Origin of the sequence: Myxococcus sp. SDU36 (assembly GCF_030168875.1) — a bacterium.
Classification (GTDB): Bacteria; Myxococcota; Myxococcia; order Myxococcales; family Myxococcaceae; genus Myxococcus; species Myxococcus vastator.
The window spans coordinates 8,642,015-8,658,856 of sequence record NZ_CP077414.1 but is presented as its reverse complement, the minus strand read 5'-3'; the positions used below and the strand labels follow the sequence as shown (position 1 = coordinate 8,658,856).

At 70.3% G+C, this 16,842-nt stretch carries 8 protein-coding genes; 2 read left to right on the top strand and 6 right to left on the bottom strand.

Translation table 11 applies throughout. The annotated features are described in order from the left end of the window. Positions 1–19 precede the first annotated feature (19 nt). The 6 genes from KGD87_RS35330 to KGD87_RS35305 all read right to left on the bottom strand — a co-directional run bounded on the left by KGD87_RS35330 (position 20) and on the right by KGD87_RS35305 (position 13,183). Positions 20–3,349, bottom strand: coding sequence for a non-ribosomal peptide synthetase (locus tag KGD87_RS35330; RefSeq protein WP_284665312.1), 3,330 nt, complete (start codon positions 3,347–3,349; stop codon positions 20–22). 55 nt (positions 3,350–3,404) lie between these two features. Then, the gene (locus tag KGD87_RS35325; RefSeq protein ID WP_284665311.1) at positions 3,405–9,518 is read right to left on the bottom strand and encodes a type I polyketide synthase; all 6,114 of its coding nucleotides are present in this window, start codon (positions 9,516–9,518) and stop codon (positions 3,405–3,407) included. 495 nt (positions 9,519–10,013) lie between these two features. Then, positions 10,014–11,207, bottom strand: coding sequence for a serine hydrolase domain-containing protein (locus KGD87_RS35320; protein WP_284665310.1), 1,194 nt, complete (start codon positions 11,205–11,207; stop codon positions 10,014–10,016). A 106-nt stretch (positions 11,208–11,313) separates the two neighbouring features. After that, entirely contained in the window at positions 11,314–11,673 is a 360-nt protein-coding gene (locus KGD87_RS35315) for a DUF1048 domain-containing protein (RefSeq protein ID WP_163780240.1), read from the bottom strand. 1 nt (position 11,674) lies between these two features. Then, a complete protein-coding gene (locus tag KGD87_RS35310) occupies positions 11,675–12,004 on the bottom strand; it encodes a PadR family transcriptional regulator (protein WP_176411660.1) in 330 nt (109 codons plus the stop codon). Positions 12,005–12,316: 312 nt separating this feature from the next. Beyond that, complete coding sequence (locus KGD87_RS35305; RefSeq protein ID WP_284665309.1) at positions 12,317–13,183, bottom strand: MBL fold metallo-hydrolase; 867 nt, start codon at positions 13,181–13,183, stop codon at positions 12,317–12,319. A 361-nt stretch (positions 13,184–13,544) separates the two neighbouring features. On the opposite strand from KGD87_RS35305, the gene KGD87_RS35300 reads away from it, so the two are divergent. After that, positions 13,545–14,543 carry a LysR substrate-binding domain-containing protein gene (locus tag KGD87_RS35300; protein WP_284665308.1) on the top strand — a complete coding sequence of 333 codons (999 nt, stop codon included), beginning with the start codon at positions 13,545–13,547 and terminating at the stop codon, positions 14,541–14,543. Between the two features lie 350 nt (positions 14,544–14,893). After that, positions 14,894–16,834, top strand: a complete 1,941-nt coding sequence (locus KGD87_RS35295; protein WP_284665307.1) for a hypothetical protein — start codon at positions 14,894–14,896, stop codon at positions 16,832–16,834. Positions 16,835–16,842 lie beyond the last annotated feature (8 nt).

Here is a 16,842-nt window from a genome sequence, read left to right as displayed (position 1 = left end):
CCCGTCACCTCGCGTGAACTCAGCTCCGCCGCGCCTTGCGCGCCCGGAAGAACTGCTCCTGCTTGCGCAGGCGCTCCGCCCGCTCGTCGTTCGACGGCTCGACCTGCTTCTCCGGCCCCCGGTCCAGGTAGTCGGCCAGCGCGCGGATGGTCGGGAAGCGGTACAGCTCGGTCATCGGCATCTTCCGGCCCAGCCGCCGCTGCAACGACATGTGGATTTGCGTCAGGTGCAGCGAGCTGCCGCCCACGTCGAAGAAGTTGTCGTCGATGCCGAAGTGCCTGCCATGCAGCGCGTGCTCCCAGAGCTGGTGCAGCGCCCGCTCCAGCTCGCTGCGCGGCGCGACGGCAGGCACCTCGCTCCGGGACGAGGCCTCGGGCCCCGGCGCCGCCAGCGCCTTCTTGTCGATTTTCCCGTTCGGCGTGAGCGGGAAGGCCTCCAGGAAGACGAAGTGCCCCGGCACCATGAAGCGCGGCAGGCGCTGCTCCAGGAACGCCCGCAGCTCGCGCGGCGCCACCTCCCCGTCGCACACCAGCCAGGCCACCAGCTCCAAGCCCCTCGAAGCCCCGGGCCGCGCCAGCACCAGCGCCTCGCGCGTGGCCGGGTGCTTCGCGAGCGCCACCTCGATTTCCCCCAGCTCGATGCGGTAGCCGTTGAGCTTCACCTGGTCATCGCGTCGCCCCAGGAAGTCGATGTTTCCGTCCGCGCGCCACTGCGCGATGTCGCCCGTGCGGTACATGCGCTGCCCGGCCACGAAGGGGTCCGGCACGAAGCGCTCGGCCGTCAGGTCCGGCCGGTCCAGGTAGCCGCGCGCCAGGCCATCCCCCGACAGGCACAGCTCGCCGGGCACGCCCCGCGGAAGCAGCCGCAGGTCCTTGTCCACGATGTACACCCGGGTGTTCGCCAGCGGCCGGCCGATGAGCACCTTCGGGTCATCGCCGGGGAAGCGGTAGCAGGTGCTGTACGTCGTGTCCTCGCTGGGGCCGTACAGGTTGCGCACCTGGATGGGCAGCCCCTCGAGCTGGGACATCACGCTCTGAGGAATGGGCTCGCCCGCCATGTTCAGCAGGGTGACGTTGCCCAGGTCCACGTCCGCCGCCAGCAGCTCCTTCACGACGGAGGGCACGGTGTTGATGAGGATGCGCCGCTCGGTGTCCAGGTACTCGGCAATCTGGAGGCTGTTGCGCAGCAGCCGGATTCGCCGCCCCACCGACAGCGTGTAGAACATCTCGAAGATGGAGAGGTCGAAGCAGTACGACGTGCCGAAGAAGGTGACGTCGAAGTCGGCCGCGTCGAACTCCGTCTGGCACCAGCGGAGGAAGGACACCACGCTGCGGTGCTCGATGAGCGTCCCCTTCGGGCGACCCGTGGAGCCGGACGTGTAGATGACGTAGGCCAGGTCCTGGCGGTCGGGGCGGTGCTCCAGGTCCTGCTCCGAGTCCGCCTGCGCGGCGGTGATGTCCACGCACTCCGCGGGAGCGCCCTGGCGCGCCGTCTCCACGAGCCGCGGCTCGGTGAGCAGCACCCGGCTGCTGCTGTCCTGGAGCAGGTAGCGCACGCGCTCGGCGGGATAGGCCGGGTCGATGGGCACGTAGGCCGCGCCGGACTTGAGGATGCCGAGCGCCCCGATGACGAGCCACTCGGAGCGGTCCACCATCAGCCCCACCAGCACGCCGGGGCCCGCGCCGTGACGGGCGCGCAGGGAGTGCGCCAGGCGGTTGGCCCGCGCGTTCAGCTCCCGATACGTCAGGTGCGTGTCCCCCACCGACAGCGCGATGGCGTCCGGGGTGCGGCGCACCTGCGCCTCCACCAGGTCCACCAGGGAGGGGCCCTCCACCCAGTCCATGGGCTGGGGGTTGAGCCCGGTGAGCAGCGCCTCGCGCTCGGCCGCGGACACCAACTCCAGCGAGTCACACGAGGCCGTCGGGCACTCCACCGCGTCGGACAGCAGGCACTCGAAGCGCTCGAGCAACCGCCGGGCGGTGGGGGCCTCGAACAGGTCCGCGTTGTAGTGCAGCGCCAGCACCAGCCGCTCGCCCAGCTTCAGGCACTCCATGCCCACGTCGAACTGGGCCTCCTGCTGGGGCAGGACGTAGGGCGACAGCGTCAACCCGTTCACCTGGAAGACGCGGCCCTCGTCCACGGACAGGCCGAGCATCGCCAGCGGGTCGCCGTCCCTGACGGGCAGGTAGTTGAACATCACCTGGAAGACGGGCGGACGCGACGAATCCCTCGGCCCACCCAGCTTCGCCACGAGCTGGGGGAACGGGTACGCCTGGTGCTCCAGCGCCTCCAGCACCCGCCGCTGCACGTCCCGGCAGAAGGCCCCGAAGCCCAGCCCCTCCTCCACCGACGCGCGCACCACCACCGGGTTGACGGCGTAGCCCACGACATCCTGGAGCGACGGGTCCTCCGCCGACATGAGCGAGTTGGTGGGCGTCCCCACCAGCACGTCGCGCTGGCCCGTGTGTCGCGACAGGAGCACCTGGAAGCAGGCCAGCAGGAAGGTATAGAGCGTCACGCCCTGCTCCCGCGCGCACGCCTCGGCGCGCCGCACCAGCCCCGCGTCCAGCGCGTGGATGACGGTGCCGCCGTGGCAGCCCTGCTCCGTGGGCCGGGGCTTGTCGGTGGGCAACTCCAGCACGGGCGGCGCGCCCGCCAGCCGCTCCGTCCAGTAGCGCTCCAGCACCTCGCCGCGCGAGCTCGCGAGCAGCGACCGCTCCCACTCCACGAACTGGCGGTACTGCGCGGCGGCAGGCGGCAGGCGCGGCGCGCCCTCCGTCACGAGCTGGCCGTGGAGCGCGAGCAGCTCCCGCTGGAGCACCTGCAGGGCCCGCGCGTCGTTGGAGACGTGGTGCTGGGTGAAGACGACCAGGTGCTCGCCGCCGTCCACGCGGGTGACGCTCAGCCGGGCCACCGGCCCCGTCGTCAGGTCGAACGGCCGCCGCACCTCCTCCACGAGCCGCCGGCGCACCTCCGCCGGAGACACGCCGCGCGCGTCATGCAGCGTGAAGGGGAGCGTGCCCTTCTCGTGGACGCGCTGGAGGAGCCGCCCGTCGTCCTCCACGCCGTAGGTCGTTCGCAGCACCTCGTGCCGCTCCACCAGCACCTCGGCCGCGCGCCGCAGGGCGTCCACGTCCAGGGGTCCGTGCACGCGGAACGAGAACAGCGTGTGGTACGCGGGGTTGCTCGGGTTGGACTGGTGCAGGTGGAACAGGGCGGCCTGGCCTTGAGAGAGGGCGAAGGGCGCTGGCACCGCCGCCGCCCGCGGGGCCACGTCCTGCCGCGCCAGGAGGCGCTTCAGGAGCTGCTTCTTCTCCTCCAGCGACATCGATTCGGTGTCTCGGGACATGACTCGGTTCTCCTCGCCCTGGAGGCGAGCAATGAATGCGGAAGGGGGTGGACGCTCAGGACGGCAGACGCGCCCTGAGCAGCGCGGCGAGCCTCGCGACGTGAGGCTCCAGGCTCATGGTGAGGTGGTTGCCTTCCACCTCGTGGATTTCGATGCCCCCCCGGGCCTTGCCAATCCAGCCGTACTCCGGATGGTGGGGGATGAGGTGGTCCCGGACACAAGCCCGGAAGTAGAGGATGCGGGTGTCGGCGGGCTCGGCCTTGTAGAGCAGCAGGGCCTCGTTGTGCGCCCGCCACAGGCGCAGGAAGCCGCCGCCGTTCTCCGCGTTCATCCGCACGAAGGCGTCGGACATCTCGGGCGAGAGCTTCTTCACGTAGTCGAGGACGAAGTCATCCGTCACCGGCTCCGAGTGCCGCACCGTGCCGCCGTCATCCGACGGCGTGTCCAGCATCGCCAGCAGGTCGACGCGCTGGCCGAGCGCCGTCAACCTCCGGGCCATGTCGAAGGCCACGGTGCCCCCCATGGAGGACCCGCAGAACAGGTAGGGCCCCTCTGGCTGGAGGCGGCGCACCAGCTCCAGGTAGTGCCGCGACATGTCCTCGATGCGCGTGTCGGGTGGCGCGTCGCCGTCCACGCCGCGCGCCTGGATGCCGTACACCGGCTGAGCCGGGTCCAGGTGACGCACCAGCGGCAGGAAGCCGAACACCGAGCCCCCCGCCGGGTGGATGCAGAACAGCGGGGTGCGGCCGGGCGCGCCCCGCTGCAAGCGCGCGACGCCGGGAGGAAGTGCGGGCTCACCCGGCGGCGCCAGGGCCGCGGCGGACGAGGGCCTCGACGCGGACACCTGGGCGGAGACCTGCGCCGCCGAGGCGTGCTCCAGGAGCGCGTTGAGCGACAACTGCACGTCGAGCTGCTCGCGCAGGCGCGCGCTCAACTGCACCATGAGGAGCGAGTTGAGCCCCAGGTCGTAGAAGTTGTCGTGGATGCCCACGGACTCCACGCCCAGCAGCTCGGCGAGGGCCTCGCACACCCGCCGCTCCACCTCGTCGCGAGGCGCCGCGTAGGGCGTGCGCTGCGCCGGACGCGGGGCCCGGCCGCCCGGCTTCCGGGGAGCGGAGACGGCCTCGGCGCGCTCCGTGACGCGGGCGCGCTGGGGGGCGCGGGACACGTAGAGGTGCGCGCCCTCGAAGCCAGCGGCGATGCGCGAGAGGGCCTCCACGCCCTCCTGGTTGCTCAGCGCGCCCGGCAGGGCGAGCCGCCCGGGGGCGCCAGCGTCCCGTCCGTGTTCCTCCGCTCCCGCCGGCGCGGAGAACGTCTGGTGCATGTCGTCGAGCCGCTTGAGGGTGAAGCCCTCCACGTCCACCCGCACCGCGCCTTGCTCGTCCAGCACGGTGAGGTCGAACACGCGCAGCGACGCCGCGTCCTCCGTGTCGGTCCGCCACCGCGTGTGCACGCGCACGCGCGCCGGGACGGGCCCGTACACGCGCAGCCGCTGGTACGTCAGCGGCAGGAACAAGCCCTGCGCCGCCGCGCCCGCCACACCCCGCTCGCGCAGCTCCAGCAGGCGCGAGTACCCCGTCACCACGTCCATGAGCGCGGGGTGGAAGCAGTAGCTGCCCAGCTCGTCCCGGTACGCGTCCGCCAGGGAGAATGTCGCCAGCAGCTCCCGGCTCCCGAAGGACAGCCGGGTGTCCACCGTCGTCCAGCGCGGGCCGAAGACGATGTGATGCTCGCCCGCGTCCCCCATCAGCGACTGCGCCGACTCCAGGGCCTCGGGGCACCGCGCCTCCACGGGGCTCAGCGGATGGGCTGGGGCGGCCCCGTCCGTCCACCGCGCGGCGCCGAGCGCGTGCTCCCGCCACGCCTCCTCCGGCGACGAGGCCGGACGGCTCTGGACGAGGAAGCGCAGGCGCTCCCCCGACGGGCTCAGCACCAGCCGCACCTCGCGGCGCTCCTGGGGCATCACCGTGAGCGGCGTCACGAAGACGACGTCACTCAACTCCACCGTGCTCCCGGGGCGCTCGGCGGTGAGCGCGGAGATGACCATCTCCAGGTAGCCCGTGCCGGGCATCAGCGGCTGGCCGAGCACCCGGTGCTCGTCGAGCACCCACTGCAGCTCGGGCCCCATCACCTGCGTGTAGACGACGTCCTCGCCCTCCACCTGGCGCCGCCCCAGCAGCGGATGCCCCGGCAGGACGCCCGGCGCCGAGCGCGCCTGGGCGCCCCGAAGCGCCGCCACGGCCATGCCGGCCTCACCCCACGTGTCCCAGCCGACGGAGACGGCGCGCAGCCCCGTGGACCGCAGCAGGTGGGCGTAGCCGTCCAGGAAGGCGTTGGCCGCCGCGTACGCCACCTGTCCCGGCGCGCCTCGCAGGCTCGTCACGGACGAGCACAGGACGAAGAGGTCCGGGGGGTCCGCCGCCAGCAGCCGGCCCAGGTTGAGCGCGCCGAGCACCTTCGGCCGGAAGACAGCCTCCACCTGCTCGCGCGTCTGGAGCTGGAGCGCGCCGCCTCCGGGCACCCCCGCCGCATGGAGCACCCCTTCAATACGACCAAAGCACTCCCGAGCCCACGCCAGCGCCGCGGCGAGCTGGGTCTCGTCCCCCACGTCCACGGCGAGGGGCAGCACCTCGGCGCCCAGCCGCTCCAGGGCCTCGAGCCGCTCCAGCCGCTCGCGCGCCTCCCCCGGCGGCCCTCCTCCCGCGTCCCGCTGGGGCACCGAGCGCCCGAGCAGCACCAGCCGCGCCTGGCGCGTGCGCGCGAGGTGCTCCGCGAAGACGAGCCCCAGTCCCCCCAGGCCGCCGGTGATGAGCCAGGTGCGCCCCGGAAGGCCGCCCTCGCCCGGCAACGCCACGGGGGAGACCTGGGGCCCCCACCGGCGCGTCCCGCGAAGCGCCACCACGCCCGTGTCCTCCTCGGCGCACAGCTCCTCCACCAGCGCGCGCGCCAGGGACTCCGGTCCCTCCGCGGCCACGTCCACCAGCCGGCGCGTCAGGCCCGGCGCCTCCAGCGCGATGCCGCGACATACCCCCAGCAGCGTCGCCTTCTCCGGGCGGACGTGCTCGCCCTCGCTGACGGCGTGGACGCCATCGGCCACCGCCACCAGCGACACGGGCCGGCCACCGCCGTGCTCACCCAGCGCCTGCGCCAGCCACAGCAGGCTGTAGAACCCCAGCGCCTGCGCGTGTCCGAGCGTCTCGGACGAGAGCGGCGCGTCCGAGGGCCCCGTCACGCTCCAGGCATGCACCACGCGGTCCGGGAGCCGCCCCGCCGCCGCCAGCTCCCGCACCAGCCGCTGATGGTCCTCGCGGCTGCCAGGGCGCAGGCCGTACAGCCCGTCCTCGCGCCGCTCGAAGGACTCGGCCGGCACCACGCGCGTGGCGCAGGAGGCCGCGAGCCCCAGCCCGGCGAAGGTCGCGCGCGCCAGCCGCGAGTCGCCCAGGAACAGGAGCCACCGCTCCCCCTCGGCGGGACGGCGCGGCGTGGGCCGCGGCAGCGCGGTCCACGTCGTGGCGTGGAACAACCCCTCCTGCGCGTCGCGCGGGACGGCGGGGCCCTCCGCGGGCGCGTCCACCCAGTGGCGCTGACGCTCGAAGGGGTAGGTCGGCAGGTGGACGCGTCGGCGGGGCTCGCCGCGCCAGAGCGCGGAGAGGTCCAGCGCGCCGCCCGCCTCCCACAGCCGCCCCAGCGTCTCCAGCAGCACCCGGCCATCGTGGACGGAGGCCTTCGGGTGGCGCATCGTCGACAGGACGGTGGCCGTCGCGCCCTTCTCGGGGAGCATCCGCGCCAGCGCGCCCAGGCCGTTACCCGGCCCCACCTCGAGCAGCGCGCGCTCCTCGCGCAGGAGCGTGCCCACGCCCCGGGCGAACTCCACCGCCTCGCGCATGTGGCGCACCCAGTAGTCGGGGGAGGTGGCCTCTTCGGGGGTGATGAAGCGGCCCGTGAGGTTGGAGACGAACGGGATGCGCGGCGCGGACAGGGAGACCTGCTCGACCACCTGGCGGAACGCCGCCAGGGCGTCATCCACCATGTACGAGTGGAACGCGTGCGAGGTGCGCAGCATCCGGGCCGGAACGCCCCGCTCCGCGAGCGAGGCCGCCAGCGCCTCCACCGCCTCGGGGTGCCCCGCCACGACACAGGAGGCTGGCCCATTCACCGCGGCCAGCGACAGCCGCGCGCTCAGCAGGCGGCGCACCTCGTCGCGCGGCAGGGGCACCGAGAGCATCTTCCCCGGCGGCAGCGCCTGCATCAGCTTGCCGCGCTGGGCGATGAGCCGCAGCCCGTCCTCCAGGGGGAAGACGCCCGCGAGGCACGCGGCCACCCACTCCCCCACGCTGTGGCCGAGCATCGCCGAGGGCTCCACGCCCCGCGACATGAGCAGCCGCGCCAGCGCGTACTCGACGACGAAGAGCGCCGGCTGGGTCAGCTCCGTGCGCTCCAGCCGCGCCATCGCCGCGTCGCTCGAGTCCGCGTGGAGGACCTCCCGCAGGTCCAATCCCAGCTGCGGCCGCAACAGCGCCGCGCACCGGTCCACCGTGTCGCGGTACTCCGGCTCCGCCTCGTACAGCCCGCGGCCCATGGCCGGGTACTGCGAGCCCTGCCCGGGGAACAGGAACGCCACCGGCGTCCGCCGGGCCGCCACGGGCTCCGCCGACGGGCCGGCCTCCAGCGCCCGCGCCGCCTCGGCCGCGTCCGAGGCGACCAGCGAGGCGCGGAACGGCAGGGCCTTGCGGCCCAGCGCCAGCGTGAAGGCCGCGTCCCCCAGGTCCACGGAGGGCCCACGGCGCAGGTGCTCGGCCAGCCGGCTCCGGACGCGCTCGAGCGCCTGGGGGCTGCGCGCGGACAGCACCAGGAGCTGCTCGCGGCCGCTCGGCGGCACGGGCTTGGGCGCGGGCGCCTCCTCCAGCACGACGTGCGCGTTGGTGCCGCCGATGCCGAACGCGCTCACCCCGGCGCGCCGAGGCGCCCCCAGGTCCGGCCAGGGCGTGGGCGCGGTGACGACGCGGAAGTGGCCCGACTCCAGGTCCAGGTGCGGGTTGGGCGCCTCGAAGTGCAGCGACGGGGGGATGGCGCCATGGCGCAGCGCGAGCGCCACCTTCATCAGCCCGGCGACGCCGGCCGCGGCGTCCGTGTGCCCCAGGTTCGACTTCACCGAGCCCAGCAGGCACGGCGTCGGGCGACGCGTCCCGGAGTCGAAGGCCCGCGTCAGCGCGGCGACCTCGATGGGGTCCCCCATGGGCGTGGCGGTGCCGTGCGCCTCCACGTACGCGACGCTCGCGGGGTCCACGTCCGCCACCGTGTACGCCGCGCGAATCACCTCCGCCTGCGAGTCCACGCTCGGCGCGGTGAAGCCCACCTTCGAGGCCCCATCGTTGTTGACGGCGCTGCCCTTGATGACCGCGTAGATGGCGTCCCGGTCCCTCACGGCGTCTTCCAGCCGCTTGAGCACCACCGCCCCCACGCCATGACTGAAGACGGTGCCGCCCGCCTTCGCGTCGAACGTCCGGGTGGAGCCGTCTCGCGACAGGATGAAGTTCGGGTTGTGCAGGTAGCCGGTGCGCAGCGGCAGCGTGATGGCCGCGCCGCCCGCGAGCGCCAGGTCCGACTCGAAGCTCAAGAGGCTCTGACAGGCCAGGTGCACCGCCACCAGCGACGTGGAGCACGCCGTCTGCACCGTCAGGCTCGGGCCCCGGAGGTTCAACTTGTAGGAGACCCGCGTGGACAGGAAGTCCTTGTCGTTGGAGATGAAGGCCGCGAAGAACTCCTCGAGCGGCACCGGGACGCCCGGCCGCGCCAGGTGTGTATAGAGGTAGCTGTTGAGCCCCATGCCCCCGAAGACGCCCACCGGCATCCCCGTCAGCCGCGCCGGGTCATAGCCCGCGTCCTCGAACGCCGCCCACGCGCTCTCAAGGAACACCCGCTGCTGGGGGTCCAGCAGCTGCGCCTCCCTGGGACTGAAGTCGAAGAAGCCCGCGTCGAAGCAGTCCGCGTCCGCGATGACGCCCTTGGCGCGCACGTAGCCCGGGTTGCGCAGCACCTCCGCCGGCACCCCCGCGGCCATCAACTCATCGTCACGAAATCGTGAGATGGATTCGACACCACCGATGAGGTTCTCCCAGAACTCGCGAGCGCTCTCTGCCCCCGGAAAGCGCCCAGCCATGCCAATCAAGGCAATGCCTTGCAACTCCTGCCCCCCTGTATCCATCGACATCAGCCCCTGATGATGCGCGTGTTCCCCAGGCGCACGGTAACACGGACTATTCGCTTTTGAACGGATCTTTCCGATTTTTCAGCATCATCAAATTGAGCCAAAATATCGAAGGAATCGGGCGCACTGCGTTAGGCGAATTCAGCCTGGATTGCTGGGTGAGGGCCGTGTCCCTGCAAGTGTGTAGATATCGAGGCGGAATGAAGGGGAAGCGGGGAAGCCCCTCGGTGAAACCAACCGAGGTGGTCTCCTCCTGTCAGAGGAGCCGAGGAGCCCCCGACGTGGCCGACACCGCGTTCGACTCACCCCCCCACGAAGGTTGGGTTGCATACCAGCATGCGTCAGCCTCCGCCTGGTGTTGCTGTGGTTTGGCCTCCCCCAAATCCGGTCGCTGCGTCCTGGGTACGTCGAGGCCGCGGCAGGCAGCACGTCAAGACGCGCGAGGCGAGCAGCGCCTCAACGGCGAGCCCCGAGGCAGGCCGCGACCGCCGCGGCCAGGTTCGACGCTCGCGGTTCGCCGATCCGGAATGACCAGAGGTTCATGATGTAGCCGAAGCCAACACCGGCATCGGGGTCGGCGAAGCCGACCGAGCCGCCCGAGCCGGGGTGGCCGAACGACCCGGGCCCGACAAGGGGCATCGGCGGGCAGGCGCGCCAGAACCCGAGCGACATGTAGAAGGAGCGGTTGGCCGGAACGTCCAGTCCTGGCGGCAGCCCGTTCATCCTCGTCTTGTCGGTGTGGACGACGGTCATCTTCTCGACCGTCTCCGGATTGAGCAGCCGCACGCCGTCGACATTGCTCACCGTGGCCGCATACATCCGCGCCAGCGAGCGCGCGTCCGAGAACATGTTCCCGAAGGGGAACTCAGCAGCGCGGAAGGCACGCGTGTTCATGTAGCCGCTGGCGTGATCGAAGGCACCGCCGAGCTGGCCGGCGCGGGCTTGCACGGAGTCCGGGCCCCACACGGCGTTCATCCAGGCGATGACCGTGTCCCTATCGAGGCCGGTGGTCTCGATCATCCCGGCGGTCATCTCCTCCAACGTGAACGGAGCGGTGTACTCGATCCGCGCCACCCGTCCCTCCTGCTCCTCGGGCAGCCCGATCCAAGCGCTCAGCCCAAGCGGGGCCGCGACCTCATCGGCGAAGAAGGTGCCGAGCGACTTGCCGGTGATTCGCCGCACGAGCTCCCCGACCAGGAACCCGAAGGTCATGCTGTGGTAGACGTGCTCGGTGCCCGGCTGCCACTCCGGCTTCTGCGCCTCGAGCGCCCGGATGACCGGATGCCAGGCGCAGGCGTCCTCGAAGGTCAGCGGACCGTCGACGACCGGCAGCCCGGCCTGGTGTGAGAGCAGCCAGCGCACCGGGAGCTGCTCCTTGCCGGCAGCGCCGAACTCCGGCCAGTACTTGACCACCGGGGCGTCCAGATCGAGCTCGCCGCGCTGTGCCAGCAGATGGGCGCAGATCGCGGTAGCGCCTTTGGTCGTGGATGCGACCAACGCGATGGTGTCCTCGTTCCACGGACGGTTCGCCTCGCGCTCGGCGAGGCCGCCCCACAGGTCGACGACGGGACGGCCGTCCACGTAGACACAGCACGCCGCGCCGACCTCGCCGGGAGTCCCTTCGAAGTTCGCACGGAAGACATCGGCCACTCTCCCCCAGCCATCCTCGACGTGACCCCGCACCACGGTTCCGCTTGTCGTTTCCAACATGTTTCACTTCCTTTTCTAGAGGATCTGAAACGCATTGAGGGTGTCATCAACCGCCCTTCGCTTCTTCTTCGGCGGCGCGCTCGAGAGCGTTGGTCAGCCGTTCGCGCTCCCGGATGATCCACTGTCCCCTCGGGTAGTTCCGGACGAACGTCTCGATGAACTCCACGGGGTCTTCCCCGACAATCTGGCGAATCGGAGTCCGGTTCGCCGCGCTCTGTTCAAACAGGTCGACGAGGTCCGCGTAGATCTCAGTCCCGTCGCCTCCCGTTCCGAAGTACATCAGGTACCGCTCCAGCGCTTCGACCGCCGTGCGATAGCTCGCGGGAAGTTGTTTCGTGCGCGCCTTGTACTGCCGCCATTGCCCCTTCTCGCCGATCACCTTCGAGATAAACTTTGAGACGAACATGTCATCTGCCTCCGTCATGGAGCTGTTGGAGCCGTTCAGCGAGGAAGCTCCAGGTCCTCCAGAACTCTTCGAGGTATTCCCGCCCCTGCGCGTTGAGCGAGTACACCTTGCGCGGCGGCCCCTTCTCGGACGGGACCTTCTCCACGCCCACCAAGCCGCGCTGCTCAATCCTGACGAGCAGCGCATAGACGGTGCCCTCGGCGATGTCGGAGAAGCCCATCTCCCGCAACCGCGCCGTGATTTCGTAGCCGTACTCCGGCTGCACGGACAGGAGCGCCAGGACGATGCCCTCCAGCGTGCCCTTGAGCATCTCCGTCATCTGCTTGCCCACGAATCGCTCCTCGAACTAATCAGCGTTACTATCTACCAGTACATAGTAACGCAGACTAGCCGCCGCGCAAGTCCCCTGCGTGAGCGAGACGCGCACGAGCCCATCGAGTCCAACCTCGTGATTTCACCCCGTTGAACGTGTCCGCTTTGACGGAGGCAACTCACCATCAAGGCCTCCTGCACAGGACGCGCTCGCACAACGAACAAGAGTGACCGGGCGCCAACCACCTTCAACAAGCATCAGGCCAAAGGCGGCGCCCCTCCGCCGCACGCGCGAACTCCCGGCATCTTCGCTGGAGAACCCGCCTCGCTGTCAGGTCCGGGCCCGCCAGGTCAGCCATTCCCCCGGGCGTGCCAGCTCCACGCTCACCTTCCGCTTGCGCGCGGCGGCCAGCAGCAGCGCCTCCGCGTCTGGAACCTCCTGGTAGTCCTCGGAGGCGGCGACGCCGTAGTGGATGGGCACGAGGAGCTTTGCTCCCAGCACCACGGCCGCGGCCACCGCCTGCTCGGGCGTCAGGACGGCGTGCACGTCACTCACGGGCTTGCGCCAGCCGAAGCGCGCCCCATTGATGGGCAGGAAGGCCGCATCGAAGGGGCCGAACTGACGCCCGATGCGCCACCAGGACCCGTGCCATAGCGTGTCGCCGCAGTGGATGACGCGGCGGCCTCCGCCAGAGACAATCCACGAAACCTGGGGGTCCCCATAGCCGTCCGCCGCGGGGACGGCGGTGGCGGTGAAGTCATTGAGCAGGATGGGCTCGTAGAGCGGCGCGGGCCGCACGCGGAAGCCCGACGCGGCGGCCGCCGCGGCCATGTCCGGGGCGCACACCAGCGTCCCGGTGTCCCCCAGCGCCTGTCGGACGGCCACCGGGTCGAAGTGGTCGGAATGGCGATGCGTCACCAGGACGAACCGGCCCCCGCCGCTCACGTCCATCGGGACGAGCGGGTCCTTCAGCGCGGCACCCCACACGGTGGGGTCGCTCAACGGGTCCAGGAAGAGCGTGTCCTGTCCGAGCCGCAGCCGCACGCCGGCCCAGGCCAACCGCTGGGCTCGAAGCGCGGCGCTGTCGCCAGGCTTCGTCGCACGGCCTGTCCCAGGGGGGAGCAGGACCGCGCCCGCGGAGAGCGCCACCGCCGCACGCAGGAAGTCCCGACGGCCCGGCCGCGAGGGCCGAGCCAATATGCCCCGTCCCTCCGTGTTCGAGGGTTCCTGGCTCACCGAGCACCCGGGGAGGCCACGAGGTTAATGCCGAAGAGGCGCACGCCAGTGTCGTGGACGTCCACAAAGGGCCACTGACTCCCGGGGGCCATGTCCACGACCCAGACCCTCACGTCCCGAGTGCTCGGCAAGTCCCTCCGAAGGCAGCCGGGGCCGACGACGACCGGCTCAACGTCGTCGATTCGCACCGACGACCATGGGGGTACGACAGGGCGCTGCGTCCTCGGGGAGCTGTCTGTATGGGGCAACCGTCCGCCCTCCTGGCATGGGGAGGCCAATGTTATGGAGCCCCGCTCCATGAGCGCAGCGAAACGATTTCACGATGATGCTGAACCAAGCTCATGTGAAGCTGACCGGCATGCTCGAGCTCCGTCACTTCAAGCTGATTGCCGCGGTCGCTGACACGGGGAGCCTGGCCGCCGCGAGCCGGCAGCTGCACCTCACGTCGTCCGCACTGAGCCACCAGCTCCGCGACGCCGAGGAGCGCCTGGGCGTGCAGCTCTTCCAGCGCCGCCAGCGCCGCCTGCTCCTGACCGGCGCAGGCGAGAAGCTGCTCCTCTCCGCACGGCGGGTCCTGAACGAGGTGGCTCAGGCCGAGGCGGTCTGCCGTGCGCACCCGCAGGACGACCTGCTCCGGCTCAGCACGGGCTGCTACACGGTGTATGGCTGGCTTCCGCCCATCCTGGGGCGGTGGCAGGCCGAGCACCCACGCGTCGAGCTGCGCATCGTCCTGGAGGCCACGCGTCAGCCGCTTGGTGCGCTGCTGAATGGCGAGCTGGACCTCGCCTTGACCACCGACGTCCCACGGCAGGCCCGCCTGGCACAGACCGCGCTCTTCGAGGACGAGCTCATGCTGGTGGTCCCCGAGCACCACGCGCTGGCGCGGCGGGGACATGTCACGGCGGAGGACCTGGCTCGGGAGCACCTGCTCACCTATGCCGCGCCTCGGGAGCAGCTCGATGTCTTCACGCGCGTGCTCTGGCCCGCGGGCATCGAGCCGCACCGGGTCTCCCCCGTCCCCCTCACCGAGGCGCTGATCGAGCTGGTGCGTGGCGGTATCGGCGTGACGGCGCTGCCCGAATGGATGCTGCCAGAAGGGCGCCACGGACTGCGGACCGTCCGGCTCACCCCTCGGGGAATCCGACGCCGCTGGAGCGCCGTCACCCGCGCATCCCGCCAGCGCCCCGCGCCACTGACCCACTTCATCCAGCTGCTCCGCGAGCGCTTCTCCCTCCACGGCAAAGCAGGGCCACGAGCGGCCTCACGGCGAGGAGCCGCGCCACGCATGGGCGGAACTCCGCGGGCCTCGCCTCCAGACTGACGGCGGACTGCTGGGGGACAGCAGCCGCGCCGCTCGCGCCGTACCCTCATGCGTCCGGCGCGACGCAGCCCGCGTCCCCGGAGGACGCAGGCAGGGACATGTCGCGCGCGTCCGACCGGGACTCTGGTGGAATACAACCCCGCACGCCCCTGGCCCTGAAGTTGCTAACCCAACAGTCACACGCCAGGCCGCTTCGGCGGCCATGGCGCCGGTCCGCGTTGTCATCACGGTCCAGAAACACGTTTTGAAACATGGCGGCCGAGCCGCCGTGACGGACGTGAGAACAACAACGCCGACTTTTTTCCAGGCCGGCAGTCCCACGACTGCCGCCTCATTCTTGGAGATATCGGATGGGAGACGCGCTCTTTGGCTACGACATGGTCCTGCAGGTCACCCAGAATGAAATCAACTCCCAGTTCTCCCGGTTGATGCAACAGGGATACATCGACGCCCTGCTGAAGACCAACGGCATGGCCGCCGCTGGCGGCGCCTTCGGCGGTGGAGCGATGACCTTGACCTCCTACCTGCGGGGCTACATCGCGCAGCCCACCGTGGCGCAGCCGATGGTCATCCTGGCCTCCGACAACAACTCCCAGCAGTGCCTGTTCCAATTCGCCCTGCAGAGCCAGCAACTCACGCAGACCGTCATGGACCAGCTCGGCTTCACCCAGGACCAGGTGGACGCCGCGTTCGCCCACCCACAGCCGGGCCCCAACAACTCGCAGTACGGCCTGCTGGTGAACCAGGAGGACGTTGAATACGAAAGCAACGGCTCCTCCCAGACATCGTCAAACCAGACAGTGTACTACTGGCTACAGAGAACGTCTGTCACCGTGGGCACCACCACGACCTATACCAACTACCTGGTGCCGACGCTGTTCTACATGTCGGGCGGCGCCTACCCCACCCTGGTGGACCTGACCGGCCTGCCGCTGCGCTTCACGGTGAAGCTGGACCTCATTCCCACCACGCCGCAAGGCATCACCGACCTGGTCAACGAAGGCATCATGCCGCCGCAGGTGCTGGACACCATCAGCGGCAACGGCTTCGACAGCGCGTACTTCTCCTTGCAGCAGTTGTTCCTGAACTTCGACACCACCGACTTCACGCAGTGGAGCACGACCGCACCGCCCACCAGCACCTCGGTGACGGGTGCGTCCATCAACACGACCAGCAACACGTTCTCCATCTCCACCACCACCCTGGCGCAGCTGGAAGAGGACCCGGGCTTCCTCACCGAGGTGAGCGTCGCGCTGCAATACGCCTTCGGCGTGGGGTCAAACTACGACGGCAATCCCGCCTCCACGCCGTACATCATCGGCGTCACGGCCACGTCCACCAACCCGGCGCAGACCGCCCCCAGCAGCACCCCCATCCTGGTGCCCACCTCGGTCGGCTTCTCCAGCCTCCTCAACACCGCCGACAGCGGCCTGTCCGTCCTGAACTACCAGGTGATGGGCGGCGGCAACACCAATCCCAACCAGCCAGCGCCCAGCGTGGGCACGAACTTCGTCACCACCAACAACTATTCGGGCGAGCTGCTGTTCTCCGAGGCGACGTTCTTCACCCCGGAGATCTTCAACCCCCTGGTGGTGGCGCTCACCTCGGAGCACGCGCCCACCCCCTCCTGGCGGCAGAGCGGGACGAACTTCACCTATCAGACCACCTATTCCTGGACGGTCAGCAGCACGCCGCCACCGGACAACTGGCTGAAGACAGGCACCTACCAGGTGGTGACGCAGAAGGAGAGCCCGAACTACACCATCGCGGTCAGCGGAAACACGGTCAACGTCACAGGCTCGCTGTCCATCACCCAGCAGCTCTCGGCCACGCTGGAGGTCTTCAGCATTGAAATCCCCATCGTCTGGAGCGTGACCTGCTCCTCCACCTTCTCTCAGGTCCTGACCCTGGCGGTGGGAGGGAACGGCTACGACCTGGTGGTGAACCAGTCCCAGGCCACCTTCAGCGAGCCGGTGAACGGGCCCATTGAGTCGAACAACTGGGAGGCGGGCCTGAGCTCCTTCGTTATCGAGGCCGCGTTGGCGGCCATCGCCCTGCTGTTCCCCACGCCCACGCTGATGCAGATGCTCAACCCGGCGTCCTACATGACCATGACGGTGCATTCGAACATCGGCAAGGCGTTCAACCAGCTCAGCGCCCAATTGAACAAGGACCTGACCGGCAGCGCCACCAGCAACTTCATCTCGCCCACCGGTGACGTGTTCCTGCTGAACGCACCGCGGTTCAACGACACGTTGGATCTGCAGATGGACGTCACCTACAGCGACTGACGGAGAGC

Bases quoted from the DNA above. Each gene is read 5' to 3' on its own strand.
- KGD87_RS35300 (WP_284665308.1), top strand. From the start codon at position 13,545: ATGATGCTGAACCAAGCTCATGTGAAGCTGACCGGCATGCTCGAGCTC.
- KGD87_RS35330 (WP_284665312.1), bottom strand. From the start codon at position 3,349: ATGTCCCGAGACACCGAATCGATGTCGCTGGAGGAGAAGAAGCAGCTC.
- KGD87_RS35315 (WP_163780240.1), bottom strand. From the start codon at position 11,673: ATGTTCGTCTCAAAGTTTATCTCGAAGGTGATCGGCGAGAAGGGGCAA.
- KGD87_RS35295 (WP_284665307.1), top strand. From the start codon at position 14,894: ATGGGAGACGCGCTCTTTGGCTACGACATGGTCCTGCAGGTCACCCAG.